The 21101-nt window shown below is 72.9% G+C and carries 21 protein-coding genes; 4 read left to right on the top strand and 17 right to left on the bottom strand.

The window, feature by feature from the left end; genetic code table 11:
- Positions 1–22: 22 nt before the first annotated feature.
- The 6 genes from ACWDXC_RS25765 to ACWDXC_RS25740 form a co-directional block, all read right to left on the bottom strand.
- Positions 23–649: a VOC family protein gene (locus ACWDXC_RS25765; protein ID WP_449986120.1), complete on the bottom strand. Its 627-nt coding sequence runs from the start codon at positions 647–649 to the stop codon at positions 23–25.
- Between the two features lie 70 nt (positions 650–719).
- Entirely contained in the window at positions 720–1226 is a 507-nt protein-coding gene (locus ACWDXC_RS25760) for a DinB family protein (RefSeq protein ID WP_219499007.1), read from the bottom strand.
- Between the two features lie 11 nt (positions 1227–1237).
- Positions 1238–3250 carry a protein kinase domain-containing protein gene (locus tag ACWDXC_RS25755; protein WP_449986598.1) on the bottom strand — a complete coding sequence of 671 codons (2013 nt, stop codon included), beginning with the start codon at positions 3248–3250 and terminating at the stop codon, positions 1238–1240.
- A gap of 134 nt (positions 3251–3384) precedes the next feature.
- Positions 3385–3861, bottom strand: coding sequence for an iron chaperone (locus ACWDXC_RS25750; protein ID WP_449986118.1), 477 nt, complete (start codon positions 3859–3861; stop codon positions 3385–3387).
- A gap of 113 nt (positions 3862–3974) precedes the next feature.
- Entirely contained in the window at positions 3975–4208 is a 234-nt protein-coding gene (locus tag ACWDXC_RS25745) for a lipopolysaccharide assembly protein LapA domain-containing protein (RefSeq protein ID WP_219499012.1), read from the bottom strand.
- A gap of 78 nt (positions 4209–4286) precedes the next feature.
- The gene (locus tag ACWDXC_RS25740; protein WP_219499016.1) at positions 4287–4736 is read right to left on the bottom strand and encodes a GbsR/MarR family transcriptional regulator; all 450 of its coding nucleotides are present in this window, start codon (positions 4734–4736) and stop codon (positions 4287–4289) included.
- Positions 4737–4787: 51 nt separating this feature from the next.
- Here ACWDXC_RS25740 and ACWDXC_RS25735 point away from each other — a divergent pair, with 51 nt between their 5' ends.
- Positions 4788–5729 (top strand): SDR family NAD(P)-dependent oxidoreductase, encoded by a 942-nt coding sequence (locus ACWDXC_RS25735; RefSeq protein WP_449986116.1) that lies wholly within the window; start codon positions 4788–4790, stop codon positions 5727–5729.
- A 45-nt stretch (positions 5730–5774) separates the two neighbouring features.
- On the opposite strand, the gene ACWDXC_RS25730 is transcribed toward ACWDXC_RS25735, so the two are convergent.
- From ACWDXC_RS25730 to ACWDXC_RS25700, 7 genes are all read right to left on the bottom strand, one after another.
- The gene (locus ACWDXC_RS25730; protein WP_449986114.1) at positions 5775–7301 is read right to left on the bottom strand and encodes a family 20 glycosylhydrolase; all 1527 of its coding nucleotides are present in this window, start codon (positions 7299–7301) and stop codon (positions 5775–5777) included.
- On the bottom strand, positions 7298–8434 hold the full coding sequence (locus tag ACWDXC_RS25725) for an SGNH/GDSL hydrolase family protein (RefSeq protein WP_449986112.1): 1137 nt from the start codon (positions 8432–8434) through the stop codon (positions 7298–7300). Before ACWDXC_RS25725 ends, ACWDXC_RS25730 begins: the two co-directional genes overlap by 4 nt.
- Positions 8431–9636 (bottom strand): glycoside hydrolase family 1 protein, encoded by a 1206-nt coding sequence (locus ACWDXC_RS25720; RefSeq protein ID WP_449986111.1) that lies wholly within the window; start codon positions 9634–9636, stop codon positions 8431–8433. Before ACWDXC_RS25720 ends, ACWDXC_RS25725 begins: the two co-directional genes overlap by 4 nt.
- A gap of 23 nt (positions 9637–9659) precedes the next feature.
- Positions 9660–10484 carry a carbohydrate ABC transporter permease gene (locus tag ACWDXC_RS25715; protein WP_219499031.1) on the bottom strand — a complete coding sequence of 275 codons (825 nt, stop codon included), beginning with the start codon at positions 10482–10484 and terminating at the stop codon, positions 9660–9662.
- Entirely contained in the window at positions 10481–11407 is a 927-nt protein-coding gene (locus tag ACWDXC_RS25710; protein WP_449986109.1) for a carbohydrate ABC transporter permease, read from the bottom strand. The genes ACWDXC_RS25715 and ACWDXC_RS25710 overlap by 4 nt, the downstream gene beginning before the upstream one ends.
- A gap of 39 nt (positions 11408–11446) precedes the next feature.
- Entirely contained in the window at positions 11447–12712 is a 1266-nt protein-coding gene (locus tag ACWDXC_RS25705; RefSeq protein ID WP_375072660.1) for an extracellular solute-binding protein, read from the bottom strand.
- 106 nt (positions 12713–12818) lie between these two features.
- The gene (locus tag ACWDXC_RS25700; RefSeq protein WP_375072659.1) at positions 12819–13892 is read right to left on the bottom strand and encodes a LacI family DNA-binding transcriptional regulator; all 1074 of its coding nucleotides are present in this window, start codon (positions 13890–13892) and stop codon (positions 12819–12821) included.
- Between the two features lie 150 nt (positions 13893–14042).
- Between ACWDXC_RS25700 and ACWDXC_RS25695 the strand changes: the two genes are divergently transcribed.
- Entirely contained in the window at positions 14043–14939 is an 897-nt protein-coding gene (locus tag ACWDXC_RS25695) for an SGNH/GDSL hydrolase family protein (protein ID WP_449986107.1), read from the top strand.
- Between the two features lie 4 nt (positions 14940–14943).
- On the opposite strand, the gene ACWDXC_RS25690 is transcribed toward ACWDXC_RS25695, so the two are convergent.
- Positions 14944–16158 (bottom strand): CynX/NimT family MFS transporter, encoded by a 1215-nt coding sequence (locus ACWDXC_RS25690; protein WP_449986105.1) that lies wholly within the window; start codon positions 16156–16158, stop codon positions 14944–14946.
- A 76-nt stretch (positions 16159–16234) separates the two neighbouring features.
- Here ACWDXC_RS25690 and ACWDXC_RS25685 point away from each other — a divergent pair, with 76 nt between their 5' ends.
- Both ACWDXC_RS25685 and ACWDXC_RS25680 read left to right on the top strand, forming a co-directional pair.
- Positions 16235–16792, top strand: coding sequence for a TetR/AcrR family transcriptional regulator (locus tag ACWDXC_RS25685; RefSeq protein ID WP_449986104.1), 558 nt, complete (start codon positions 16235–16237; stop codon positions 16790–16792).
- Positions 16793–16856: 64 nt separating this feature from the next.
- Positions 16857–18011, top strand: coding sequence for an agmatinase family protein (locus ACWDXC_RS25680; protein WP_219499054.1), 1155 nt, complete (start codon positions 16857–16859; stop codon positions 18009–18011).
- 7 nt (positions 18012–18018) lie between these two features.
- On the opposite strand, the gene ACWDXC_RS25675 is transcribed toward ACWDXC_RS25680, so the two are convergent.
- The 3 genes from ACWDXC_RS25675 to ACWDXC_RS25665 are packed head-to-tail and all read right to left on the bottom strand — an operon-like array spanning position 18019 to position 21084.
- Entirely contained in the window at positions 18019–19809 is a 1791-nt protein-coding gene (locus tag ACWDXC_RS25675) for an FtsX-like permease family protein (RefSeq protein ID WP_449986102.1), read from the bottom strand.
- A 4-nt stretch (positions 19810–19813) separates the two neighbouring features.
- Positions 19814–20554, bottom strand: a complete 741-nt coding sequence (locus tag ACWDXC_RS25670; RefSeq protein WP_449986100.1) for an ABC transporter ATP-binding protein — start codon at positions 20552–20554, stop codon at positions 19814–19816.
- The gene (locus ACWDXC_RS25665; protein ID WP_449986596.1) at positions 20551–21084 is read right to left on the bottom strand and encodes a PadR family transcriptional regulator; all 534 of its coding nucleotides are present in this window, start codon (positions 21082–21084) and stop codon (positions 20551–20553) included. Before ACWDXC_RS25665 ends, ACWDXC_RS25670 begins: the two co-directional genes overlap by 4 nt.
- Between the last annotated feature and the right edge of the window lie 17 nt (positions 21085–21101).

Raw genomic sequence — 21101 nt, 5'->3', positions numbered from 1 at the left:
GCCGCCAACGCGTTCGCCCCCGTCAGGTCAGTTCCACGCGCCCGAGCGGGCTCTCCAGGACCGCGTGGAGCGCCACCGGCGTCCCCGCCTCGACGTCCAGCTCCACGTCGAGGGCGCGCAGCCGGGCCAGCAGCAGCGGCGGCTCCGGCACGGTCGCCCTGAAGGCCGTCAGCTTCACCTGCGGAAGCCCCGACGCGGCCGGATGCGGCGTGGCGCCCCAGTCGATGAGGAACGGCACCGGATCCACCCGCCCCGGCTCGTCCCAGCGGGTCAGCCGCCACTCCAGCAGCCGCCCGTCGGGGGTCCGGCGCGACATCGGCTCCACGTCGCCCGGGTCGTACCCCCGCGCCCGCGCCTGCCGTACGGCCGCCCCGATGTCGTCGGGGTGCACCGCCCACCCCGCCAGCCGGGGCACGTCGAGCAGCTCCAGCTCGGCCGCCCGCCGCCGCGTCGCCGGGTCGGCCGCCGGGTCCGGCCCGATGATCTCCAGGTACGCGGACGGTCCCAGACCGACCAGGTAGTTCGCGGTGCCGCCCGGATGGCTGCCGCCCGCCACCGGGGTCACGCCGGTCCTGTCACCGAACTCGGCCACGGCCGCGGTCAGATCGGGCACCGCGTACAGCAGATGGTCCAGTCGACGATCGATCAAGGTCGCCCCCTCCCATGTCGGCGTAGAGCCATCCAAGTCCGGCATGGGCGGCGCGGCAATCACCGCCGCGCTACTCGCCGGTCACGCCGTCGATGCGCTCGCGCAGCAGGTCGGCATGGCCGTTGTGGCGCGCGTACTCCTGGATCAGGTGAACCAGGATGCGCCGGTGCGACACCTCGTTGCCGTCGCGCCGCCGCTTGGCGATCGCGTCCAGCGGCAGCGCCGCCGACACCTGACGGGCCCGCTCGATCTCCGCCCGCCAGGTGGCGAACGCCTCCTCGGCCGAGGCGTCGTCCACGTCCTCGAAGTCGGCGTCCTGGCGCTCCTGCTTGCCGTAGAGCAGCGGCACGTCTTCGTCGTCGATCATCCGCCGGAACCAGGCCCGCTCCACGTGCGCCATGTGCCGCACCAGCCCCAGCAGCGACATCCCCGACGGCGGCACCGCGCGCCGCCTGAGCTGCTCCTCCGACAGGCCCGCGCACTTGGCGGCCAGCGTCTCACGATGCCAGTCGAGCCAGCTGTAGAGGATCGCGCGCTCGTCGCCGTCGAAGATCGGAGGAGTCCTGGTCTCTGCCATGGACGCCCACCCTACCGAGTGGTGATCACCAGGTACGGGACGGTCCCCGAGCCCAGGCCGCCGATCGCCGTGCCCACCCCGCCCGACTCCGCCAGCCCCACGCTCGCCGGGCCGCCGACCTTCGGCCGGAAGTAGCCGGTGAGGTTCAGCTTCACCCAGGAGCCGTTCACGCCCACCGCCGGGAACTCGCCGAGCTGCGCCCCGAGCTGCGGGCGCGTGTCGAAGGTGACCCCGGCGTTCCAGCCGTTGCCCATCGCGTACGCCATCGCCGCGCCCTGGGTGTCGACCGAGTCGTCGACCCGCATGTGCGCGTGCAGCACGACGGAGGCGATCCGGTCCGGCTTGACCTTGACCCGGCTGAGGTCGAAGCGGAAGTACGTCTCGCGGTAGAAGCCCGGGTTGCCGTTCTTGACCTTGCAGACCTGGCAGGCGGGGAACGACTTGGCGGAGTAGCCGCCGCCCCGGACCATGTTCGTCAGCGTGGCGGGCACCCGCAGCGTCCGGGGGCCGCTCTCCGGCTCGGACTCCGGCTCCGGGGTCGCCTTGGACCCGACCGTCAGGGGGAGCGCGGCGACCTTGGCCGAGCCGTTCATCGTCACCTTGACCGTGATGCGGACCCGGCCCTCCTTCAGCACCGTCACCTGGCCGTCGGGGCTGACGGTGGCCACGCGCGGGTCGGCGCTGTGGAAGTCCAGGTCCGCGCGGGCCAGGCGGGCCGGGCGGCCGTTCGACAGGCGGCCGGTCACCTTGAGGCGGAACGTCTGGCCCGGCGCGTGGACCCTCGCGTCCGCCGAGAGGGAGACCTTGGCGAGGGTGGGCTTGCCGGCCTTCGCCGACGGCTCGGGCGAGGCCGAGCTCGACGCGGGCACGGCGGGCTCGGTCGCGGTGGCGACGGGGAGGGCGCCGGGCGTGACGGTGGCGGTGGGCACCGCCGTCGCGGGGGCGAACCCGCCGGTCAGATGGACGGCGGCCACGGCGGCGGCCGACGCGGTGACCACGGCGGCCCCCGCGACCACCCAGCGGCGCGACGACCTGCGGCTCGGCCTGGTGGGGTGCGGTTGGTCCTGATGGGCGTACGACGGCGGACCGGCCACCCGCCCGCTCCCGGGAACCTGCGGCGCGCTGACCGGCGTCTGCGGGCCGACCCGGGTCTGCGGGCCGACCGGGTGTGGCGGGACGGCGGTCGCCGGCTCGGTCACCGGGAGCGCGAGCGCCCGCTGCACCTGCTGCAACTCCCGGACGAAGGCCCAGGCGTCCTGCGGCCGCCCGCCCGGGTCCTTGGACATCGCCCGCTCGACCAGGGCGCGCAGCGGCGCGGGAACGGCGTGCTCCGGCAGCGGCGGCAACGGCTGCCTGAGCACCCTGAGCAGCAACGGCGCCACCCCGGCATCGGCCGGATCATGGTAGGCGGGCCGCCCGGCCAGCAACTGGTAGAGCGTCGACCCGAGCGCGTACACGTCCGAGCGCACGTTCTGCGGCGAGCCGTTGAGCACCTCCGGCGCCGCGTGGTGCGGGGTGAACGTGAGCGTGTTGGACGAGAGCTGCCCCACGTCCAGCATGCGGGCCACGCCGAAGTCGGCCAGCGCGGGCTCGCCGTACTTGGAGACGAGGATGTTCTGCGGCTTGATGTCGCCGTGGAAGACCCCGGCGTCGTGCACGGCCGCGAGCGCGCCCGCCACCTTGACGCCGATCCGCAGCACCTCGTGCGGCGGGAGCGCTCCCGCCCGGCTGTGGAGGCTGCCGCCCTCGTGGAAGTCCATGACGATGTACGGCCGGCCGGCGGCGGTCGTGCCGGTGTCGAGCGCGGCCACGATGTTCGGGTGGTCGCTCAGCCGCCCCATGACCTCCAGCTCCCGCCGGAAGTTGCGCAGCGCCCGCTCGTCCACGTCGGCCACCGACAGGATCTTCACGGCGACCACCCGGCCGACCCGCTCGTGCAGGGCGCGGTAGACCACGGCGAAACCGCCCTGGCCCACGGGCTCGATGAGCTGGTAGCCGGGAATCTGCTCCCGAGGATCCCCCATTGTCACCCGACAGATAGTGGCATATCGGACAATCTTTGTCAGGGATCCCGCACCCTCAGGCGCGTCAATGAATTTTGTCGGCAGCCCGGCAAGGGTGGAATAAAGAAAAAAGCAAGCTTGCGTTTTACGGGTGGTCAGTCCTCGGCCACTGCCTGCTTGACGATCCGGGCGATCCGGGCCTCGTCGTCCGGGGTCAGGTCGGTCAGGGCGAAGGCGGTGGCCCACATGTTGCCGTCGTCCAGCCGCGCGTCGTCGTTGAAGCCGAGCGTCGCGTACCTCGACTTGAACTTCTGCGCGCTCTGGAAGAAGCAGACAATCTTGCCGTTCCTGGCGTACGCCGGCATCCCGTACCAGAGCTTGGGGGTGAGGGCGGGGGCGTTGGCCTTGACGATGTCGTGGATGCGCTCGGCCAGGAAGCGGTCGGAGTCCTGCATTTCGGCGATCTTGGCGAGGACGTCGCTCTCGCCGTCGGCCTTGGTGGCGCGCGAGCCGCGGCGGGCGGCCTTCTTGAGCTCCTGGGCGTGCTCCTTCATCGCGGCCCGTTCCTCGTCCGAGAACCCCTCGAACCCGGAACCGGCGGTCTTGTCCTTGGTGTCGCTGATGTTCGTCATTGCGAGGTTCCTCCCGTACATGTCCTTCTGGGTGACTCTCATGTTAGGGAGACCGGGAGACGGGCCGCTTCTCGAAAACTGATCGATGACCGCCTCGCCTCAGGCCGCCTGCGTCAGCGCCGGCGCCCGCCCCTGCGGCTCATCAGCGCGCCGATCAGCATCCCGATGCCCACGCACACCACCAGCGTGATCCACAACGGCGCGGTCACCACGATCATGAACAGCTGGATCGCCGCATCCTGCCGGTTCTGCAGGATGAACACGATCGCCAGCACCAGGAGCGCCAGCGCCACCCACACCCGAGGCGGCACCGACCCCAACGGGCTCGTCGGCCTCTGCTCTGTCATGATGTCCCCCGAACTGTGAAGCCCCTCCACGCAGGCCATACCCGCATTGCCCCGGCCTCGACCACGAGCCTCGTGGGGTCAGGGGCGTTCGCGCTCCCACTGGTCGAGGAGCTTGGGGAACTCGCGGCCCATGAAGCCGTACAGGTCGCGCATCCGCTCCAGCCTGGCCCGGCTCGCGGGGTTGTCCCCGGCCACGGCCAGACCCTGCTCGGCGAGCTGGGCGAACGCGGAGAACTCCGCCATCTTCGCCCGGAACGCGCGCCCGAACACGTCCTCCGTCAGCCGGTAGTGGTCGCGGCGGCCCCGGGGCGGCCGGAAGCGCTCGACGAGCCCGCCGCGTTCGAGCTGGCCGAGGGCCACGCTCATGCTGCTCTTGGCCACGCCGAGCCGGTCGCACAGCCCCGGGGCGTCGGCGGAGTCGTCCGGATCGACCAGCAGCACGCCGATGACCCGCCCCGCCGTGCGGCTGAGCCCCAGCCGCTCGAAGTAAAGCCCCGCACTCTCCACGAACTCCTCAGCACCGGCCACCCTTTGATTCTATTCTGTTCGGATCGTTCCGAACAGAATAGAATCACTGGCATGCTGTCCATCGCCATCACCGGCGCCAACTCCGGGATCGGCCTGCGCGCCGCCCGCACCCTCGCCGCCGCCGGCCACCACGTGCTGGCGCTCTGCCGCGACCTCGACCGAGGCCGCGCCGCGCTGGCCGAGATCAACGCCCACGCCGCGCATCCGGCCACGCTCGTCCAGGCGGACCTGTCGTCCCCGGACTCCATCGAGGCCGCCGCCGACCAGCTCACCCGGACCACCGGCCACCTCGACGTGCTCGTCAACAACGCCGCCGTCTTCGACCAGACGCTGCGCGAGCCCCGCTTCACCGCCGACGGCCACGAGCTGTTCTGGGCCACCAACCACCTGGGCCCCTTCCTGCTCACCGCCCGCCTCGGCCCGCTGCTCGCCGCCGCCGCCCGGCCGCGCGTGATCAACGTGGCCAGCAAGGGGCTGCTCTCGATGCCGCGCATCCGCATCCGGTTCGACCAGCTCGACGACCCGAGCTGGTTCACCCCGACCCGCGCGTACTACCACGCCAAACTCGCCCAGATCATGACAACCATGACCCTGGCGGAGAGGGCGCAAAAGGCGGAGAAGGAGGAGAGGGGCGAGAGGGCGCAAAAGGCGGAGAGGGCGGAGATGGCGGAGAGGGCGGAGAAGGCCGCGGGTCGCCTGGAGGTCACCTGCGTGCGCGTTCCCGCCGTCCGGCTCGACGCCGGCCGGGTGGCCGCCATGCCGTGGCTGCTGCGCACCCTGTACGCGCCGAAGAACCGCATGGCTGTCCCCGCCGAGCGCCTCGGCGACACCTACGCCCGCCTGGCCACCGGCGACGGACCCCTGCCCGGCCCGTACGTGGACGAGGACCTGCGCCCGGTCCGCGCGCCGGCCTTCGCCTACGACGGGCCGGCCCGCGAGCGGCTGTGGGCGGCCTCCCAGGCCGCCACCGGCAACCCCGCCTGGGCCTGGTGACCCTGCCTGGGCCTGGTGACCCCGCCTGGGCGTGGTGACCCCCCGTTACCAGTGGGCGGGCCGGTAGGCCGCGCCCCAGCCGGTCGCCTGCCAGGTGCCGGCGTGCGGGCGCAGGCGTGAGCTGTGGTCCTCCCAGGTCGTCGGCTCGCGCGTCCAGGCCCGTTCCGCGGCGGCCGGGAGGCGGGGGAGCAGCAGGAACGCCAGGTCGTCGAAGCCGTCGACGGTCTCCGACCAGATCGCCGCCTCGACACCGGCGATGCGCACGTCCAGCCCCGCCACCAGCGATTCGGGGGTCCAGTCGAACATCTGCCGGAGGGTCTTGGCCGGGTAGTCGCGGAACCCGAGCCGGGCCCGGCGCGCCTCCCCGTCGGCGTCGGCGGCGGGCTCCGCGTAGGGGCGGTCGAGGTAGAGCACGTCGCTGGACGAGAGGAGCACCGGCAGCCCGGCGGCCGAGGCGGCGGGGCCGTCGCCGGGCGCGAGCGCGAACAGCTCCACCAGCTGGTCGACGAACCGGTGCGCCGACTCCGGCAGCGCGGCCTTCTTCGCGTCGGCGTCGATGCTGGTCTCCGCGCCGATCCACAGCTGCACGAGGTCGCCGGGGCCGAGCGCGCCGGCGCGTACCGCCTCCTGCCAGGCGACCACCCGGCTGCCGGCCGCGTGCGCCGCGCGGACGGCCAGGCCGACCGCCCGCGTGTACGCCTCGAACGGCATGCCGAACGGCTCGTCGCCGCCGACGTGGACGAACCGGGCGCGGGACGCCTGGACGAACTCGGTGACGGTGTCGGCGATGAACGACTCGGCCCCCGGCGCCGCGGGGTCCACGTAGCCCAGCCGGGCGGCCATCCCGCCGTCGGTGAGCTCCAGGTAGGCGCGGGTGGCGGCGAGCGAGTGGCCGGGCAGGTCGACCTCGGGCAGGATCGTCACCCCGCGCGTCTCGGCGAACGCCGTCAGCTCGTCCAGGTCGCGCCGGGTGATCAGCTCGCCGGGCGAGGTCGCGTCCAGCGCCGGGCGGGCCGCGGACTGCAGCCGCCAGCCGTCGGAGTCGGTGAGGTGCAGGTGCAGCACGTTCAGCTTGTAGCGGGTCAGCAGGTCGACGACGCGGCGGATCTCGTCCACGCCGAACGGGTGCCGTACGACGTCGACCATCAGCCCGCGCCACGCCAGGCGGGGCCCGTCGGCGATCCGGCCCACGGGCAGTCGGCCGGCCGAGCCCTCCGCGAGCTGGACGAGCGTCGCGGCGCCGCGCAGGACCGCCTGGGGGGTCGGTCCGGTCACCGTGACCTCGCCGGGGGCGATCGTGATCGTGTGCCGCTCGTCGGGCGCGGCGTCGTCCGGTGCGATGCCGTCGGCGGGCGGCACGTCGGCGGGGGCCGCCCCGAGCTGGAGCGTGATGCGCAGCGGCGGCGCGTCGCCGGTCCCGGCGGTGCGGGCGAGCTCGGCCCGGAGCCAGTCGCGGGCCGCCGCCAGCGGGGCCTCCGCCTCGATGACGACGCGGGCGGGGTCGAGGACCGTCGTCGTGGTGTCGTCGAGCGTGACCGCGTGCGGCCACGGCACCAGAGCGAGCGGGGTCATCGGCGGCCTCCCAGCAGCCCGGCCAGCGCCGGAATGCCGGCCACGGTGTCCTGGAAGCGCCGGGCGATGAGGCCCAGCCCCTCCTCGGTCGGGTGCAGGCCGTCGCCCAGCAGCCCGGCGTCGTCCTCGCCCAGCAGCGTACGGCCGTCCACCAGGTGCAGGTGGGGGTCGTCGCGGTCGGCGTGCGCCCGTTCGAGGATGCGCCGGGTCCCGGCCAGCGTGAGTGCGCCGTCGTCGCTCTCCAGGGCTCGGTCCGCGCCCGCGGCCCGGCCGTCGCGGTCGACCGTCGGCCCCGGCGTGTGCTCGTGCGCCGGGCAGGCGATCGCGGTGACGAGGACGATCGGCGTGTCCGGATGGCCGTCACGGATCAGGTCGAGGAAGCCGTGCACGGCGGGCAGCATCGCCCGGGCGCGCATCGAGTCGACGTTCACGAGGTTGATCCCCACTTTGAGGGTGATCAGGTCGGCGGGGGCGTCCCTGATCATGCGGGCGACGAACGGGTCCAGTTGCGCGTTGCCGCCGAAGGACAGGTTGCGCAGCCGCCAGCCGGTGCCGAGGGCGACCCGCGCCGGCCAGGTGCGGTCGGGGGCGGACGCCTCCAGCCCGTGGCTGATGGAACTGCCGTAGTGGATCCAGCGCGGCGCGCCGTCGGGCGGCGCGGGCGTGACCGGCGCGTCGGCGTCCAGGCTGACGACCTCGACCGCGCAGTCGTGCGGCAGCAGGATCTCGACGTGCTTCTCCCGGCCGTCGGGGACCAGGGCCATCGACACGTCGGACGGGCCCCGGCGCTCGGCTCCGGCGATCCGGTGGCCGGCGTCCATGATGACGACGTCGCCTTCGGGGATCGCCACGTGCTCGGTCACCACGCCGTCGACGACCAGGGCGAGCAGGTGCGGCCGGGCGGACTCGACGCCGGCCGGCCGGACCGACCGGGTGTGCAGGCGCAGGGTCAGCAGGGTCGCGCTGGTCGTGAACCGGAGCGAGACGCCGGTGGGCGCCTGCTCCATGAGCTCGAACCAGGTGTCGTCGTGCTGGGCGCGCGCCCACGGCGGCAGCCGGCGCGGACGCAGCCCGCCATGGTGCCCCGGGTCGAGCGCCGCCGCGCCCTCGATGAGCCGGGCGAGCTCGGTCACGACGCGGCCCCCTGGCGGAGGGTCGCCTCCGGGTCGCGGACGAGCCGCGCGTACCAGCGGGCGCTGGGCTTGACCGTACGCCGGAACGTGGTCCGGTCGACCGAGACGAGGCCGAACGTCGGCTCCCACGAGCCCCACTCGTAGTTGTCCAGGAGCGACCAGTGCAGGTAGCCGCGCACGTCGATGCCGTCGGCCAGCGCGTGGGCCAGGCCCAGCACGGCCTCGCCCGTGTACGCGATCCGCTCGTCGTCGTCGCCGGTCGCGATGCCGTTCTCGGTGACGAGCAGCGGCGTCGAGCCGCCGAGCCGGGCGGCGGTGTGGCGGACGGTGTCCTCCAGGGCGCGGGGGTAGTACTCCCAGCCCATCATCGTGCGCCGGTCGTCCGGGCCGGGGACGATCAGGCCCTGCTCGCCCGCGCGCATGCGGCTGTAGGCCTGCACGCCGAGGAAGTCGTCGCCCTTGGCCACGTCGATGTACTGGTCGTCGATCAGGTAGGACATCTCGGCGGTGCGGTCGGGGCCGGCGCCGTGGTCCTGGACGTTCTGGTTCGCCACCGTCCATCCGGATCTGAGCCCGGGGACGGACGCGAGCAGTTCGCGGGCCGCCTCGTGCGCGCGGGTCAGCGCGGCGGTCACGCCGGAGTCGGGCACGACGAACGCGGGCACCTCCCCGTCGGCGGCGTGCCTGCGGCGGGCGACCATCATGGCGACCATGTTGGGCTCGTTGATCGTGCAGACCCAGCGGACGCCGTCGAGGATCGGCAGCACGGCCCGGACGTACTCGGTGAAGTGCGTGAGCGCGTCGCCGGAGGTCCAGCCGCCCTCGGCGCGCAGCCACGCGGGGTTGGTGAAGTGGTGGAGCGTCACGACGGGAGTCAGGCCGCGCTCGGCGCATCCTTCGATGATGCGGCGGTAGTGGTCCAGCATCGCCGCCGAGGGGTGGCCGGGCGCGGGGACCACGCGGGCCCACTCGACGCTGAACCGGTAGGCGTTGAGGCCGAGGTCGCGGGCGATGTCGAGGTCTTCCGGCCAGCGGTGGAAGCTGTCGCAGGCGTCTCCGGACCGGTCGCGCAGGGCTCCCGATCCGTCGTTCTCCGCGTGCCAGAGGTCGCTGCCGACGTTGTTGCCCTCCACCTGGTGCGCAGCCGTCGAGGCCCCCCAGAGGAAGCCGTCCGGGAAGGCCACCGGGTGCGGGGTCGCCATGTTCACTCCTGTCGGGGATGTCGTCATTTGAGGCCCATCGTGGCGATGCCCTGCACGAAGTAGCGCTGCAGGGACACGAACAGGGCCAGGATCGGGGTGATGATCAGTACGGCGCCGGCGAGCAGCGTGCCGTAGTCGGTCGCGTACTGACCGGTCGAATAGAGCGAGAGCGCGACCGGCAGCGTGTACATCTCCTCGGTCTGGCTGGCCACGAGCGGCCAGAGGAAGTTGTTCCACGAGCCGAGGAAGGTGAGGATGCCGAGCGTCGCCAGCGCGGGCCCGCACAGCGGGAGCACGATGCGGGTGAAGATGCGCAGCTCGGACGCGCCGTCGATGCGTGCCGCCTCCAGCAGCGAGTCCGGGATGTCCAGCATGAACTGGCGCATCAAGAAGACGCCCACCGGCTGGGTGAGGAACGGCAGGACCAGGGCCGCGTACGAGTCGAGGATGCCCATCTTGGCGACGATCACGAACAGCGGGACGAAGGTCACCACGCCCGGCACCATGATCGTCACCAGCACGACGCCGAGCAGGATCCGCTTGCCGGCGAAGTCCATCTTGGCCAGCGCGTAGCCGACCATCGAGCAGAACAGCAGGTTGCCGAGCACGGTGATCACCGCGACGACCAGGCTGTTGGTGAAGAACGTGCCGAAGTTCAGCTCGGTCAGCCAGCGGGTGAAGTTGCCCCCGGTGGGGGACTGCGGCCACCACGTCGGCGGGTCGGCGAAGATCTCGTCCTGCGTCTTGAACGAGCCCAGCACCATCCAGGCGAAGGGCGCGAGCCACGCCACCAGGCCGGCGGTCAGCACGACGTACGTGAGGGCCCGGGCTGACAGGAGTTTGGTCATGTCGATCTCCTGAGCAGGCGGAACTGCAGGATGCTGACCGCCGCGATGACGACGAACATGATGTAGCTCGCCGCGGACGCCTTGGCGAAGTCGCCGAAGCCGAAGGTGTTGAACGTGTAGTACGTCATGGAGAGCGTGGAGCTGAGCGGGCCGCCCTGCGTCATCACGAAGGCTTCCTCGAAGAACTGCAGGTAGCCGACCGAGATGAGCACGCTGCCCAGCAGCATCGTGGGCCGCAGCAGCGGCAGCGTGACGCTGCGTAGGCGGCGCCAGCGCCCGGCGCCGTCCATCTCCGCGGCCTCCCTGACGTCGGTCGGGATGGCCTGCAGCCCCGCCAGGAAGATGATCATCAGGGTGCCGGTGTTGCGCCAGACGGCCATCAGGATCAGCGACGGCAGCGCCCAGGTGGTGCTGTTCAGCCAGTCGGGACCCTCGATGCCGACCAGGGCGAGGACCATGTTCAGCAGGCCGTCGCGGGCCAGGATGTAGCGCCAGATGACCGAGACGGCGACGACGCTCGTGACCACCGGCGCGTAGAAGGCGACACGGTAGATCGGCCGCAGCCGCCGGATGCCGGAGTTGAGCGCCAGCGCCAGCCCCAGCCCGAGCGCCACGGTCACGGGGATGCCGACGATCACGAACAGCGCGGTCACCCAGGCGGCGTTCTGGAACTCGGGGTCGGAGAGCACGTTCGCGTACTGCTCGAACCCCACGAAGTCGACGTTGAACGGCGACTGGATGTCCTGCGCCGTCATGTCGGTGAACGAGAAGCCGATCGAGCTGGCGATCGGCAGGATCATGAACACCGCGAAGATGACCACGAAGGGCGCGGTGAACAGCCAGGCGATCAGCGTCTGCCGGCGGCGGCGCTCGGAGTTCGCCCCGCCGGCCCGGCGGGCGCGCACGTCATGGGACGCGCGCACCCGTCCGGGCGCTGTCGAAGGTGTGGATCGCGACACTGCTCAGGACACCCCGATGCCGTCGGCCTGCTTCTGGAGCTGCCGCAGCGCGTCGGACACGGGCTTGCCGCCCTTGACGATCTGCTCGATCGCGGCGTCGCCCGCCGCGCCGACCTTGTCGAAGCTGACGACCTGCGGCGGCGCCTTGGCGGTCTTGAGCTGCTCGGCGAACGCGGCGAGCGTCGGGTCGGAGACGAGGGCCGGGTCCTTCCAGGCGCTCTCGATCGACGGCAGGTCGCCGCTGACCTTGTACCAGGCGGCCTGGGTGTCGGCCTGGCTGAGCCACTGCACCAGCTTCCAGGCGGAGTCCGGGTTCTTGGCGCCCTTGAAGACCACCAGGTTCGCGCCGCCGACGAACGAGGTCGAGCTCTTGCCCGCAGGCAGGGGCACGGTCGTGTACATGCTCGCGAACTTCTCCCCGCCGGCCTGCGCGATGGCGCCGCGCAGGAACGGGCCGGCGACGAGCATGGGCGTCGCGCCCGTCATGAAGTCCTTCACCGCGGCAGCGGGAGCCGTGTCGGCGTTGGGGTCGGCGATGCCCTTCTCGAAGTACGAGGCCAGGTACTCGAAGGCGGAGGCGAACTCCGGGGTGTCGAGCGTCCAGGCGCTGCGGTCGGCGTTCATGAGCTCGGCGCCGTTGGACCACGCCATCCAGAGCGCCGACTGGAACGACCCGGTCGTGCCCGCGGGCAGCCGGATGCCCCACTTGGCCCCGGCCTTCTTCTGCAGGTCGGCGGCCATCTGCTGGAGCTCTTCCCAGGTGGCCGGCGGCTTGTCCCAGCCTGCCTTCTCGGCCAGGTCCGTCCGGTAGTAGAGCGCACGCACGTCGACGTACCAGGGCACTTCGAGGAGCTTCCCGTCGATCGTGCCCGTCGAGACGGACCCCGGGTACATGCCGGAGGTGTCGATGGCGTCGGGCACGGGCGCGAAGGCGTCCTTGAAGACCGGCAGGCCGGGCATCATCGCCAGGTCTGGAACGTTCCCGGCGGCGATGGCGGTCTGGAACTTCTGGTAGGCCGAGTCCCACGGCATGGCCGTCACGTCCACGGTGACGCCCGGGTTGTCGGCCTCGAACTTCTTGACGAACTCGGGCAGGAGCTCGCCCTCGTTGCCCATCGCCCACATGGTGATCTTGCCGGTCGCCTTGGCCGCGACGGTGGACGACGGCTGGGCCTGCCCGCCGCCGGCCTCTTCGGCGCGGCCACAACCGGTGAGTGCCGTCGCCGCGACGATCGCGGCCAGGGCGGCCACTGTCGATCTGTATCGCACGGCCAGTTCCTTCCTGTTGACCTGCATGCCTCCCCCGAGTGGATGCGAATTTATGCGCTTAACAAGCCGAGAAGCCAGCCTCATTGCGCAATCGAGATAAAACTCTTCAGCGACACCCGCAGCTACGGCCGATCACCGTGCGCGTCGGAAGCACGTACGACGTGGGGTGGGAGAGCCCGGCGGCCGTGTCGGTCAGGATGCGCACGGCCAGCCGCCCCATCGACGCGAACGGCTGCCTGACCGTGGTCAGCGTCGGGTCGGAGAGCCGGCCGGCGATGATCCCGTCGAAGCCCGTGACCGCGACGTCGTCGGGCACCCGGATGCCGTGGCGGGCCAGCAGGTCGATCACCGTGAGCGCGAGCTGGTCGGTGGCGCACACCAGCGCGTCGGGCAGGTCGCCGGCCGTGATGGCCGCGCGCAGCGAGCGCAGGCTGTCGCGGGTGAGCGCCGTCGTGTCGAACGGCTCGTCCGGGACCGGCAGCCCGTGCGCGGCCAGCGCCGCCTGGAACCCGGCGAACCGGGCGCCGATGTCGGGGGCGGCCAGCTCGCCCAGGAACACCAGCGTCCGATGGCCGTGCTGCCCGATCAGGTGGTCGACGAGCTCGCGCACGGCGTCCTCGTTGGAGACCGTGATGTGGTGCAGCGGGTCGTGCATGGGCGGGCTGCTGAAGATCACCACGGGGACGCCGCGCCCCACATGTTCCAGCAGGTCACGCGCCGCGCCGCCGGGGAAGATCGCCAGCCCGTCCACGCTGCCCGCCAGGTCGATGCTGCCCAGCGAGTCACGGCTGGCCCCCGACCCGAGCATCACCGAACGGCCCAGCCGCCGCGCCTCCAGCTCGAAGCCGCGCTGGATCTCGTCCACGTAGAGCGGGAAGCGCCGCACGTCGCCGAGGCCGTCGAGCTCCTTGGCCACCAGGGTGTCGAGATCCAGGGCCGGGGCGCTGAGGTCGGACGGCAGGAACATGTCGAAGGCGTACAGGCCGAGCGCCTGCGAACGGCCCTTCGCCAGCCCGCGCGCGCTGCCGCTCGGCACATAGCCGAGGACCCGCGCGGCCTGGAGGACCAGCTCCCGCGTCTCCGGGCGGACCCGCTCCGGCTGCCGGAACGTGTGCGAGACCGTCGCGATGGAGACGCCCGCGCGCTCGGCGACGTCGTAGACGGTCGTCCTCTGCGCCATCGGAGCATCACCCGCCTCTCGCTTGCGATCCGATCGTATCCGCTCGGGCAGATCTTGACGCTGCGGGCTCTGTGTGGCAAAACTTACCGCCTGGTAGGAAACTGCGGTCCGCCGCCTCCTGCCCTCACCCCCCGTCCAGTGAAGGTGGCCATGCTCGCAACCAGCCGACGGCTCAGGAACACCTCCCTCGTGATCGCCCCAGCACTCGCGGCAGCACTCGCCTCGGCGGTCGTCGCGGCACCGCCCGCGCACGCCGGCACCGGCCACTACGTGGCCCTCGGCGACTCCTACACCGCGGGCCCCGGAATCCCGAACCAGACGGACGCGAACTGCGGCCGGTCCGACCGGAACTACCCCACGCTGACGGCGGCCGGGTTGCCCGCGGCCGCGTTCACCGACGCGAGCTGCGCCGGGGCCACCACGGCGCACATGACCGCCTCGCAGGGCACCGCGCCGCCCCAGCTCGACGCGCTCCGGCCGGACACCGGCCTGGTCACGCTGGGGATCGGCGGCAACGACATCGACGTCAGCGGCATCATCGCCCGCTGCGTCATCCTCGGGAAGCTCAACCCGTGGGGCTCGCCGTGCAAGACCAGCTACACCCTGGCCGGCATCGACCCGATCGGCGGGCGGATCTCCGCCACGGGCGACAAGGTCGACGCCGTGCTCCAGGAGATCAAGCGCCGCTCCCCGGCCGCCGACGTTCTCGTCGTCGGCTACCCGGTGATCATGCCGGACGACGGGAGCAACTGCTACTCGACCGTCCCCATCGCCAAGGGTGACGCGCCCTGGCTGCGGGACGTGGAGAAGCGCCTGAACGCCATGCTCGCCGCCCGCGCCGCCGCCAACGGCGCCACGTACGTCGACACCTACGCCGGCTCGGTGGGCCACGACCTGTGCAAGCCGCTCGGCGTGCGGTGGATGGAGCCGATGGAGGGCGTCGACTCGGTCGGCCTCCACCCCAACGCCGCAGGCCACGAGGCCATGGCCGCCGCCGTCCAGGCCACGGCCGCGCAGACCGCGGCCGTGCGGGACGCCGCCCAGTAGGGCGTCAGCGGGGCTCGCCCGCGCCGAGCGGGTCCCGGTCCGCGCCGGCCGCCGGCACCGTGCCGCGGCCGGCCGCGATCGAGACGATCACCTGGCCGGTCGCGGCGACGCACATCAGCGCGAGCGGCGCCTCCCACCCGGAGCTGACGGTGTGCAGCAGCCCGAAGACCACCGGGCCCGCCGCCGCCACCAGGTAGCCGATCGACTGCGCCATCGCCGACAGCTCGCCCGCGCCGGTCGCGTCGTGGGCGCGCAGGCTGAGGAAGGCCAGCGCGAGCACCAGGCACGCGCCACCGGCCAGCCCCAGCACGACCGTCCACGCCAGCACCCAGCCGGGCGCCACCAGCAGCCCGGCATAGCCGGTCAGCAACGCCGCCGAGCTCACGGCGGCCACCGCGCGCTGGTCGCGCGCCCACCGCAGCGCGATCGGCACCGCCAGGCTGGTCACCAGTGCGACCGCCTGGTAGAGGAACAGCAGCCACCCGGCCGCCGCCGCGCCGACCCCGCTGTCCTGGAACACCTGGGGCAGCCACGTCACGGCGACGTAGAAGCCCAGCGACTGCAGGCCCATGAACGCCGTGACCGCCCAGGCGAGCGGCGAGCGCCACGGCAGCCGCCGACGGCGGACCGTCCCGGCGGCCGGCCGCGCGGCGCGCACCTGCGGGGACCACAGCGCCACGGCCACCAGCGCGGGCACGATCCAGCAGCCCAGCGCGGTGTACCAGCCGCCCGGGGCGGCCTCGGCGATCGGCACCGCGACGCCGGAGGCCACCGCGGCGACACCGCCCATCACCGTGGCGTACGCGCTGGTCAGCAGCCCCACCCTGTCCGGGAAGTCGCGCTTGATCAGGCTCGGCAGGATCACGTTGCCCACCGCGATCCCCGCGCCGATCAGCACGGTCCCGGCGAACAGGGCGCCGGCCGACGGGATCCACCGCACCGCGATCCCGAACGTCATCACCAGGAGCGCGCCCCAGAGCAGCCGCTCGGGCCCCCACCGCGCCGCCATGCGCGGGACCACCGGCGACACCGCCGCGAACGCCAGCAGCGGCAGCGTCGTCAGCAGCCCCGCCACGGCCGGAGCCAGCCCCAGATCGGCCTGGACGCGATCCAGCAGCGGCCCGACGCCGGTCAGGCTCGGCCGCAGGTTCGCGGCCACCACCAGCAGTCCCCACACCAGGAGCGCCTGGCCGGACCGTCCCGCCGCCCGTTTCGACATGATGCCGACCTTTCCTGCATAATCGGAATAAGGATTCCGGATTCCGTACGGAAGTCTAGTCAGGGGATCGTTCGAGATGTCAACACCGCAGGCCCGCCGCAAGCCGCGCACCGACGCCGAGCGCAACCGTGACCGCGTCCTGGAGGCGGCCCGTGCGCTGTTCGCCGAGAGCGGCCACGACGTGCAGATGTCGGAGGTCGCGCGGGCGGCGGGCGTCGGCGTCGGGACCCTCTACCGCAAGTTCCCCACCCGGGAGGCCCTGATCGAGGCCGTCGCCGACCACCGGGCCGCCGAGCTCGCCGAGGCCGCGCGCCGGTTCACCGGCGACCCGGACCACGGGCTGGCCCGCTACCTGCGCCACGTGGGCGAGGTGCTGGCCGGCGACCGCGGCATGTCCGAGGTGATCGAGCGGGCGATGGGCTCGGCCGAGCCGCGCGGAGAGACCCGCGAGGAGCTGCTCGCCGCCATCGCGGAGCTGATCGGCCTGGCCCGCGAGCGCGGCACGGTAGGGCCCGAGGTGACCGCCGCGGACGTCAACATGGTCATCTGCGGACTGGCGGCGGTGATCCGCAACGCCGCGGGCGACTGGCGGCGCTACGTCGAGGTCTCCCTCGGCGGGCTGCGCCCCCGCTGAGGCTTTTCGCAATCCATGCCCTTCTTCGCGTTGTGCTTGTCGGGCCCGGGCGCAGGGACACCTCATGGGCATCGATCCTGACGACCTCCTCGGCGAGAAGGCCAAACGCCTCGAACGCGAGCTGACCGACCGCAAGTACCAGGAGGAGCTGCGGCGCATCCACCGCCTCGGCCTGCCTCCGGCCGACTCCATCCAGGACCGGGAGCTGGCCTCGACGTTCCAGCGCGGTGAGGTGCCGCACTTCTCCGGCATCAAGACCTTCCTCAAGACGCCGTACCTGGAGGACGTCACGCTCGTCGGGCAGCACGAGGTCGCCGTCGTCGGCGTGCCCCTCGACACCGGCACCACCTACCGCCCCGGCCCGCGCTTCGGCCCCGAGGGCATGCGCAGCATCTCGTCGCTGTACTCGCCCTATTACTACGAACAGGGCGTCGACCTGCGCGAACAGCTCGACATCGTGGACGTGGGCGACATCTTCGTCACCCCCGCCAACCTGGAGAAGGCCTTCGACCAGATCACCAAGGGCATCGAGCACATCGTGTCCAACGGCGTCTTCCCGGTCATCCTCGGCGGCGACCACTCGATCGGGTTCCCCACCGCCAGAGGCGTGATGAACGCGTTCGGCAAGAAGATCGGCGTCATCCACTTCGACCGCCACCTCGACACCCAGAAGCGCGACCTCGACGAGCGCATGCACACGACCCCCTGGTACTGGGCGGCGCACGAGCTCCACTTCGACATGGGCAACCTGGTGCAGATCGGCATCGGCGGCTGGCAGGTGCCCAGGCCCGGCGTCGAGGAGGCGCGCAAGGGCGGCTCGGTGGTGATCACGGTCGAGGACGTCGAGGAGCACGGCCTGGACGCCGTCGCCGACCTGGCGCTGGAGGTGGCCTGGAGCAACGGAGCGGAGGGCGTGTTCCTGTCGTTCGACATCGACGCCGTCGACCCCGGGTTCGCGCCCGGCACCGGCTGGCCCGAGCCCGGCGGGCTCTACCCGCGCGAGGTGCTCAAGCTGGTGCGCCGCTTCGCCGCCGAGGGGCTGCTCGGCATGGAGGTGGTGGAGGTCTCGCCGCCGTACGACAGCTCGGACGTGACGTCGCTGCTCGGCGTCCGGCTGATCTGCGACGTGCTGGCGGCCTCGGTCAAGGCGGGCAAGCTGGGCCGCACCAGGAGCGGCGAGCCGCAGACCGAGCGGGCCCGCGAGATCGACGGCGCGTAGCGGCTCCTCAGCCGGCTTCGGCGCTGAGGGCCTGGGCGACGGGGCGGCGGGCTGCCAGGCGGGCGGGCAGGGCGGTGAGCGCCGCCGTCGCCAGGAGGGTCGCGAGCACGATGCCGAGCAGCCACGAGGCGGGCGGGTCGGCCGCGTTCCTGGCGGCGAACAGGGAGAGCAGGCCCGCGCCCAGCGGCACGCCGGCGAGGGCGCCGGCCAGGCTGGGCAGGAGCTGGGCGGTGGACAGCCCGGCGGCGACCTGCCCGGGAGTGGCGCCGAGCGTGCGGGCGACGGCCATGGTGGCGCGGGCCTCCATCGCCGTGGTCCAGGTGATCGTGAGGGTGTTCACGATGGCGAGGGCGATCAGCAGGACGGTGACGGCGAGCAGGAGCTGCCTGCCGTGCTCGCCGCGCAGGTTGGGCAGCACGGAGGAGCCGTTCAGGCCGTAGCCCCTCTCCTGCTGGACGTGGACGGTCAGCAGGGCGACCATCGCGATCACCGTGGTGGCGGTGGAGCACGCCTGGAGGACGGCCCGGCCGGGCCGGCGGGCGGTGAGCCGGAGCCCGAGCAGCAGCGGCGTGGGCAGCAGCGCGGTCAGGGCGGTCAGCCGGGGACGGTGCCGGGGCTCGTGGAGCGTGCTGGTCAGCGCCGTCACGGTCGCCGTGCGCAGGGCGTGCAGCGTGGGCCGCAGGGTGGTCAGCACGGCCACGACCAGCGCGAGGACGGTCGCGGCGAGCACGGTGGCGCCGGTGAGCCCGGCGGCGTCGCCGATCCGCCCGGCGGTGGGGCTGGCGACGGCGGGCGCGGCCAGGCGGGCGAGCAGCAGCCCCAGCGCGTCACCGGCCAGCGCCAGCGCCAGGTATTCGGTCAGCAGCACGCCGGCGATCAGGCCGGGGGCGGCGCCGACGGCCTTGAGCAGCCCGGCCCGGCGCGTCTGCTCGGCGGCGCGCCCGGCGGCCAGCGCGGCGACGCCGGTGACGGCCAGCAGGCCGATCAGCCAGCTCCCGACGATCAGGATCGGCTGGCTGTTCCTGAGGATGCCCATGTCCTGCTCGGCCGTGAACTGCCAGGAGCGGAAGGTGATGGCGGTGGTGGAGTCGCGGTGGGCCTCGCGGAAGCTCTCGGTGGCGGCCGGGTCGCGCAGCTTGAGGTCGACGGCCGTGGTCACCGGCAGTTTCCGGGACGCGGCCAGCTTCCTGGCGTCCGAGCGGGTCATCCAGGCCAGGCCGCTGTAGTCGCTCCCGCCGCCGTACGGGCCGATCAGGGCCGCGCCCGGGTAGACGGGCGTGGCGGCGGTCACGGCGATGCCGACGACCGGGTAGTCCCGGCCCGAGATGGTGACGCGGTCGCCCACGCCGACGCCGAGCGCGGTGGCGAAGGCGCGTTCGAGGACCGTGCCGCCAGGCCGTACCCACCGGCCCGAGGTCACGAGCGGGCGGTTGACCGCGCCCGGCTTCTCGGCGAAGCCGTGCACCACCACCGCGGACGACGTGGCGTCGGGCGTGAAGAGGTCGGCGTAGACGATGCGATAGGGGCCGTGGTGGGCGACCACGTCGGGCGCGTCCGCCAGCGCGGCCAGGGCCGAGGTCACCTCGGGGCCCGTCGTGCCGGAGAGCGCCACCACGTCCGGCCCGGCGGTGGCCGCGCGGGTCTGCTCGTACAGCGACCGGGTCACCCCGCTCAGGGACAGGCCCAGCGCGAAGGTGGCGGTGGCGGCCGTCACCGCGAGCACGAGCATCGCGGCCTGGGCCTTGTGGCGGCGCACGTCGGCCAGCACGAGACGGACGACGAGCACGAGGGAGCCCACGGGGTCAGCCCTCCAGCCCGATCAGGCCGCCGAGGCCGCGCGGGCTGGAGCCGGCCAGCCGGGTGTCGTCGACGAACATCCCGTCGCGCATCGACACCAGCCGGTCGGCCGTGGCGGCGACCCGTTCGTCGTGCGTGACGATCACGAGGGTCTGCCCGGCGGCGCGCAGCTCCGCGAAGATCCGCAGCACGTCGCGGGTCGCCGCGCTGTCGAGGTTGCCGGTCGGCTCGTCGGCCAGGACGACCAGCGGTTCGTTGGCCAGCGCGCGGGCGATGGCGACCCGCTGGCGCTGCCCGCCCGACATCTGCGACGGCAGGTGGCGGGCGCGGCCGGCGAGCCCGACGCGCTCCAGCAGCAGGGCGGCGCGCCGCCTGGCCTGGCGGCGCGAGAGCCCGGCCAGCAGCGCGGGCAGCTCCACGTTCTCGGCCGCGGACAGCTCCTCCACCAGGTGGAACGCCTGGAAGACGAACCCCACCGACCGGCGCCGCATGCGCGCCAGGGCCCGCTCGCTCAGCGTGTCGATGCGCCGCCCGGCCAGCCACACCTCCCCGCCGGTCGGCCGTTCCAGCCCGCCCAGCAGGTGCAGCAGGGTGGACTTGCCGCAGCCGCTCGGGCCCATCACCGCCAGCGTCTGCCCCTGCGGCACCTCCAGGTCGACCTCGTCGACCGCGCGTACCCGGCTCTGGCCCTGGCCGTGTGTCCTCACCAGGCGGTGGGCCCGGAGCGCGGCGGTTGACCCGTTCATGCGTCCTCGGCTTCGTCGTGGTCCCCGGACCAGGCCCGTTCGCAGGCGTCCAGCCAGCGCAGGTCCGCCTGCAACCGCAGCAGGACGCCTTCCAGCAGCAGGCCGGCGCCCGAGCCCGCCGGTTCGGCCAGCGCCGCCTGCTGCACCTCGCGCAGGCGGCGCAGCAGCTCGCGGCGCTGCGCGGCCACCAGCTCGACCGGGTCGGCGAGCCGGGCGGCCGCGGCGGCGGCGAGCTTGAGATGGAACTCCGCCAGGTCGGGCTTCGGCCAGCCCACCTCGGCCAGCCAGGCGGCCACGCGCTGCTGCCCGGCCGGGGTGAGGGCGTAGACCTTGCGCTCGGGGCGTTCCGGCAGGCCGTCGACCTGCTCGCAGACGACGAGCCCGGCCTTCTCCAGCCGGGCCAGCGTCACGTAGATCTGGCCCCGGTTCATGGACTCGCCGAGCGGGCCGAGGCTGCGCCGGAGCCGGGCGTGCAGGTGGTAGCCGTGGGCCGGCTCCTTGGCGAGCATCGCCAGCACCGCGTCCTGCATCCGCACCCCCTAACGGT

Source organism: Nonomuraea sp. NPDC003214, assembly GCF_053590035.1.
Note: the sequence above shows the minus strand (reverse complement) of the source record. Positions and strands in the feature narration are given on the sequence as shown.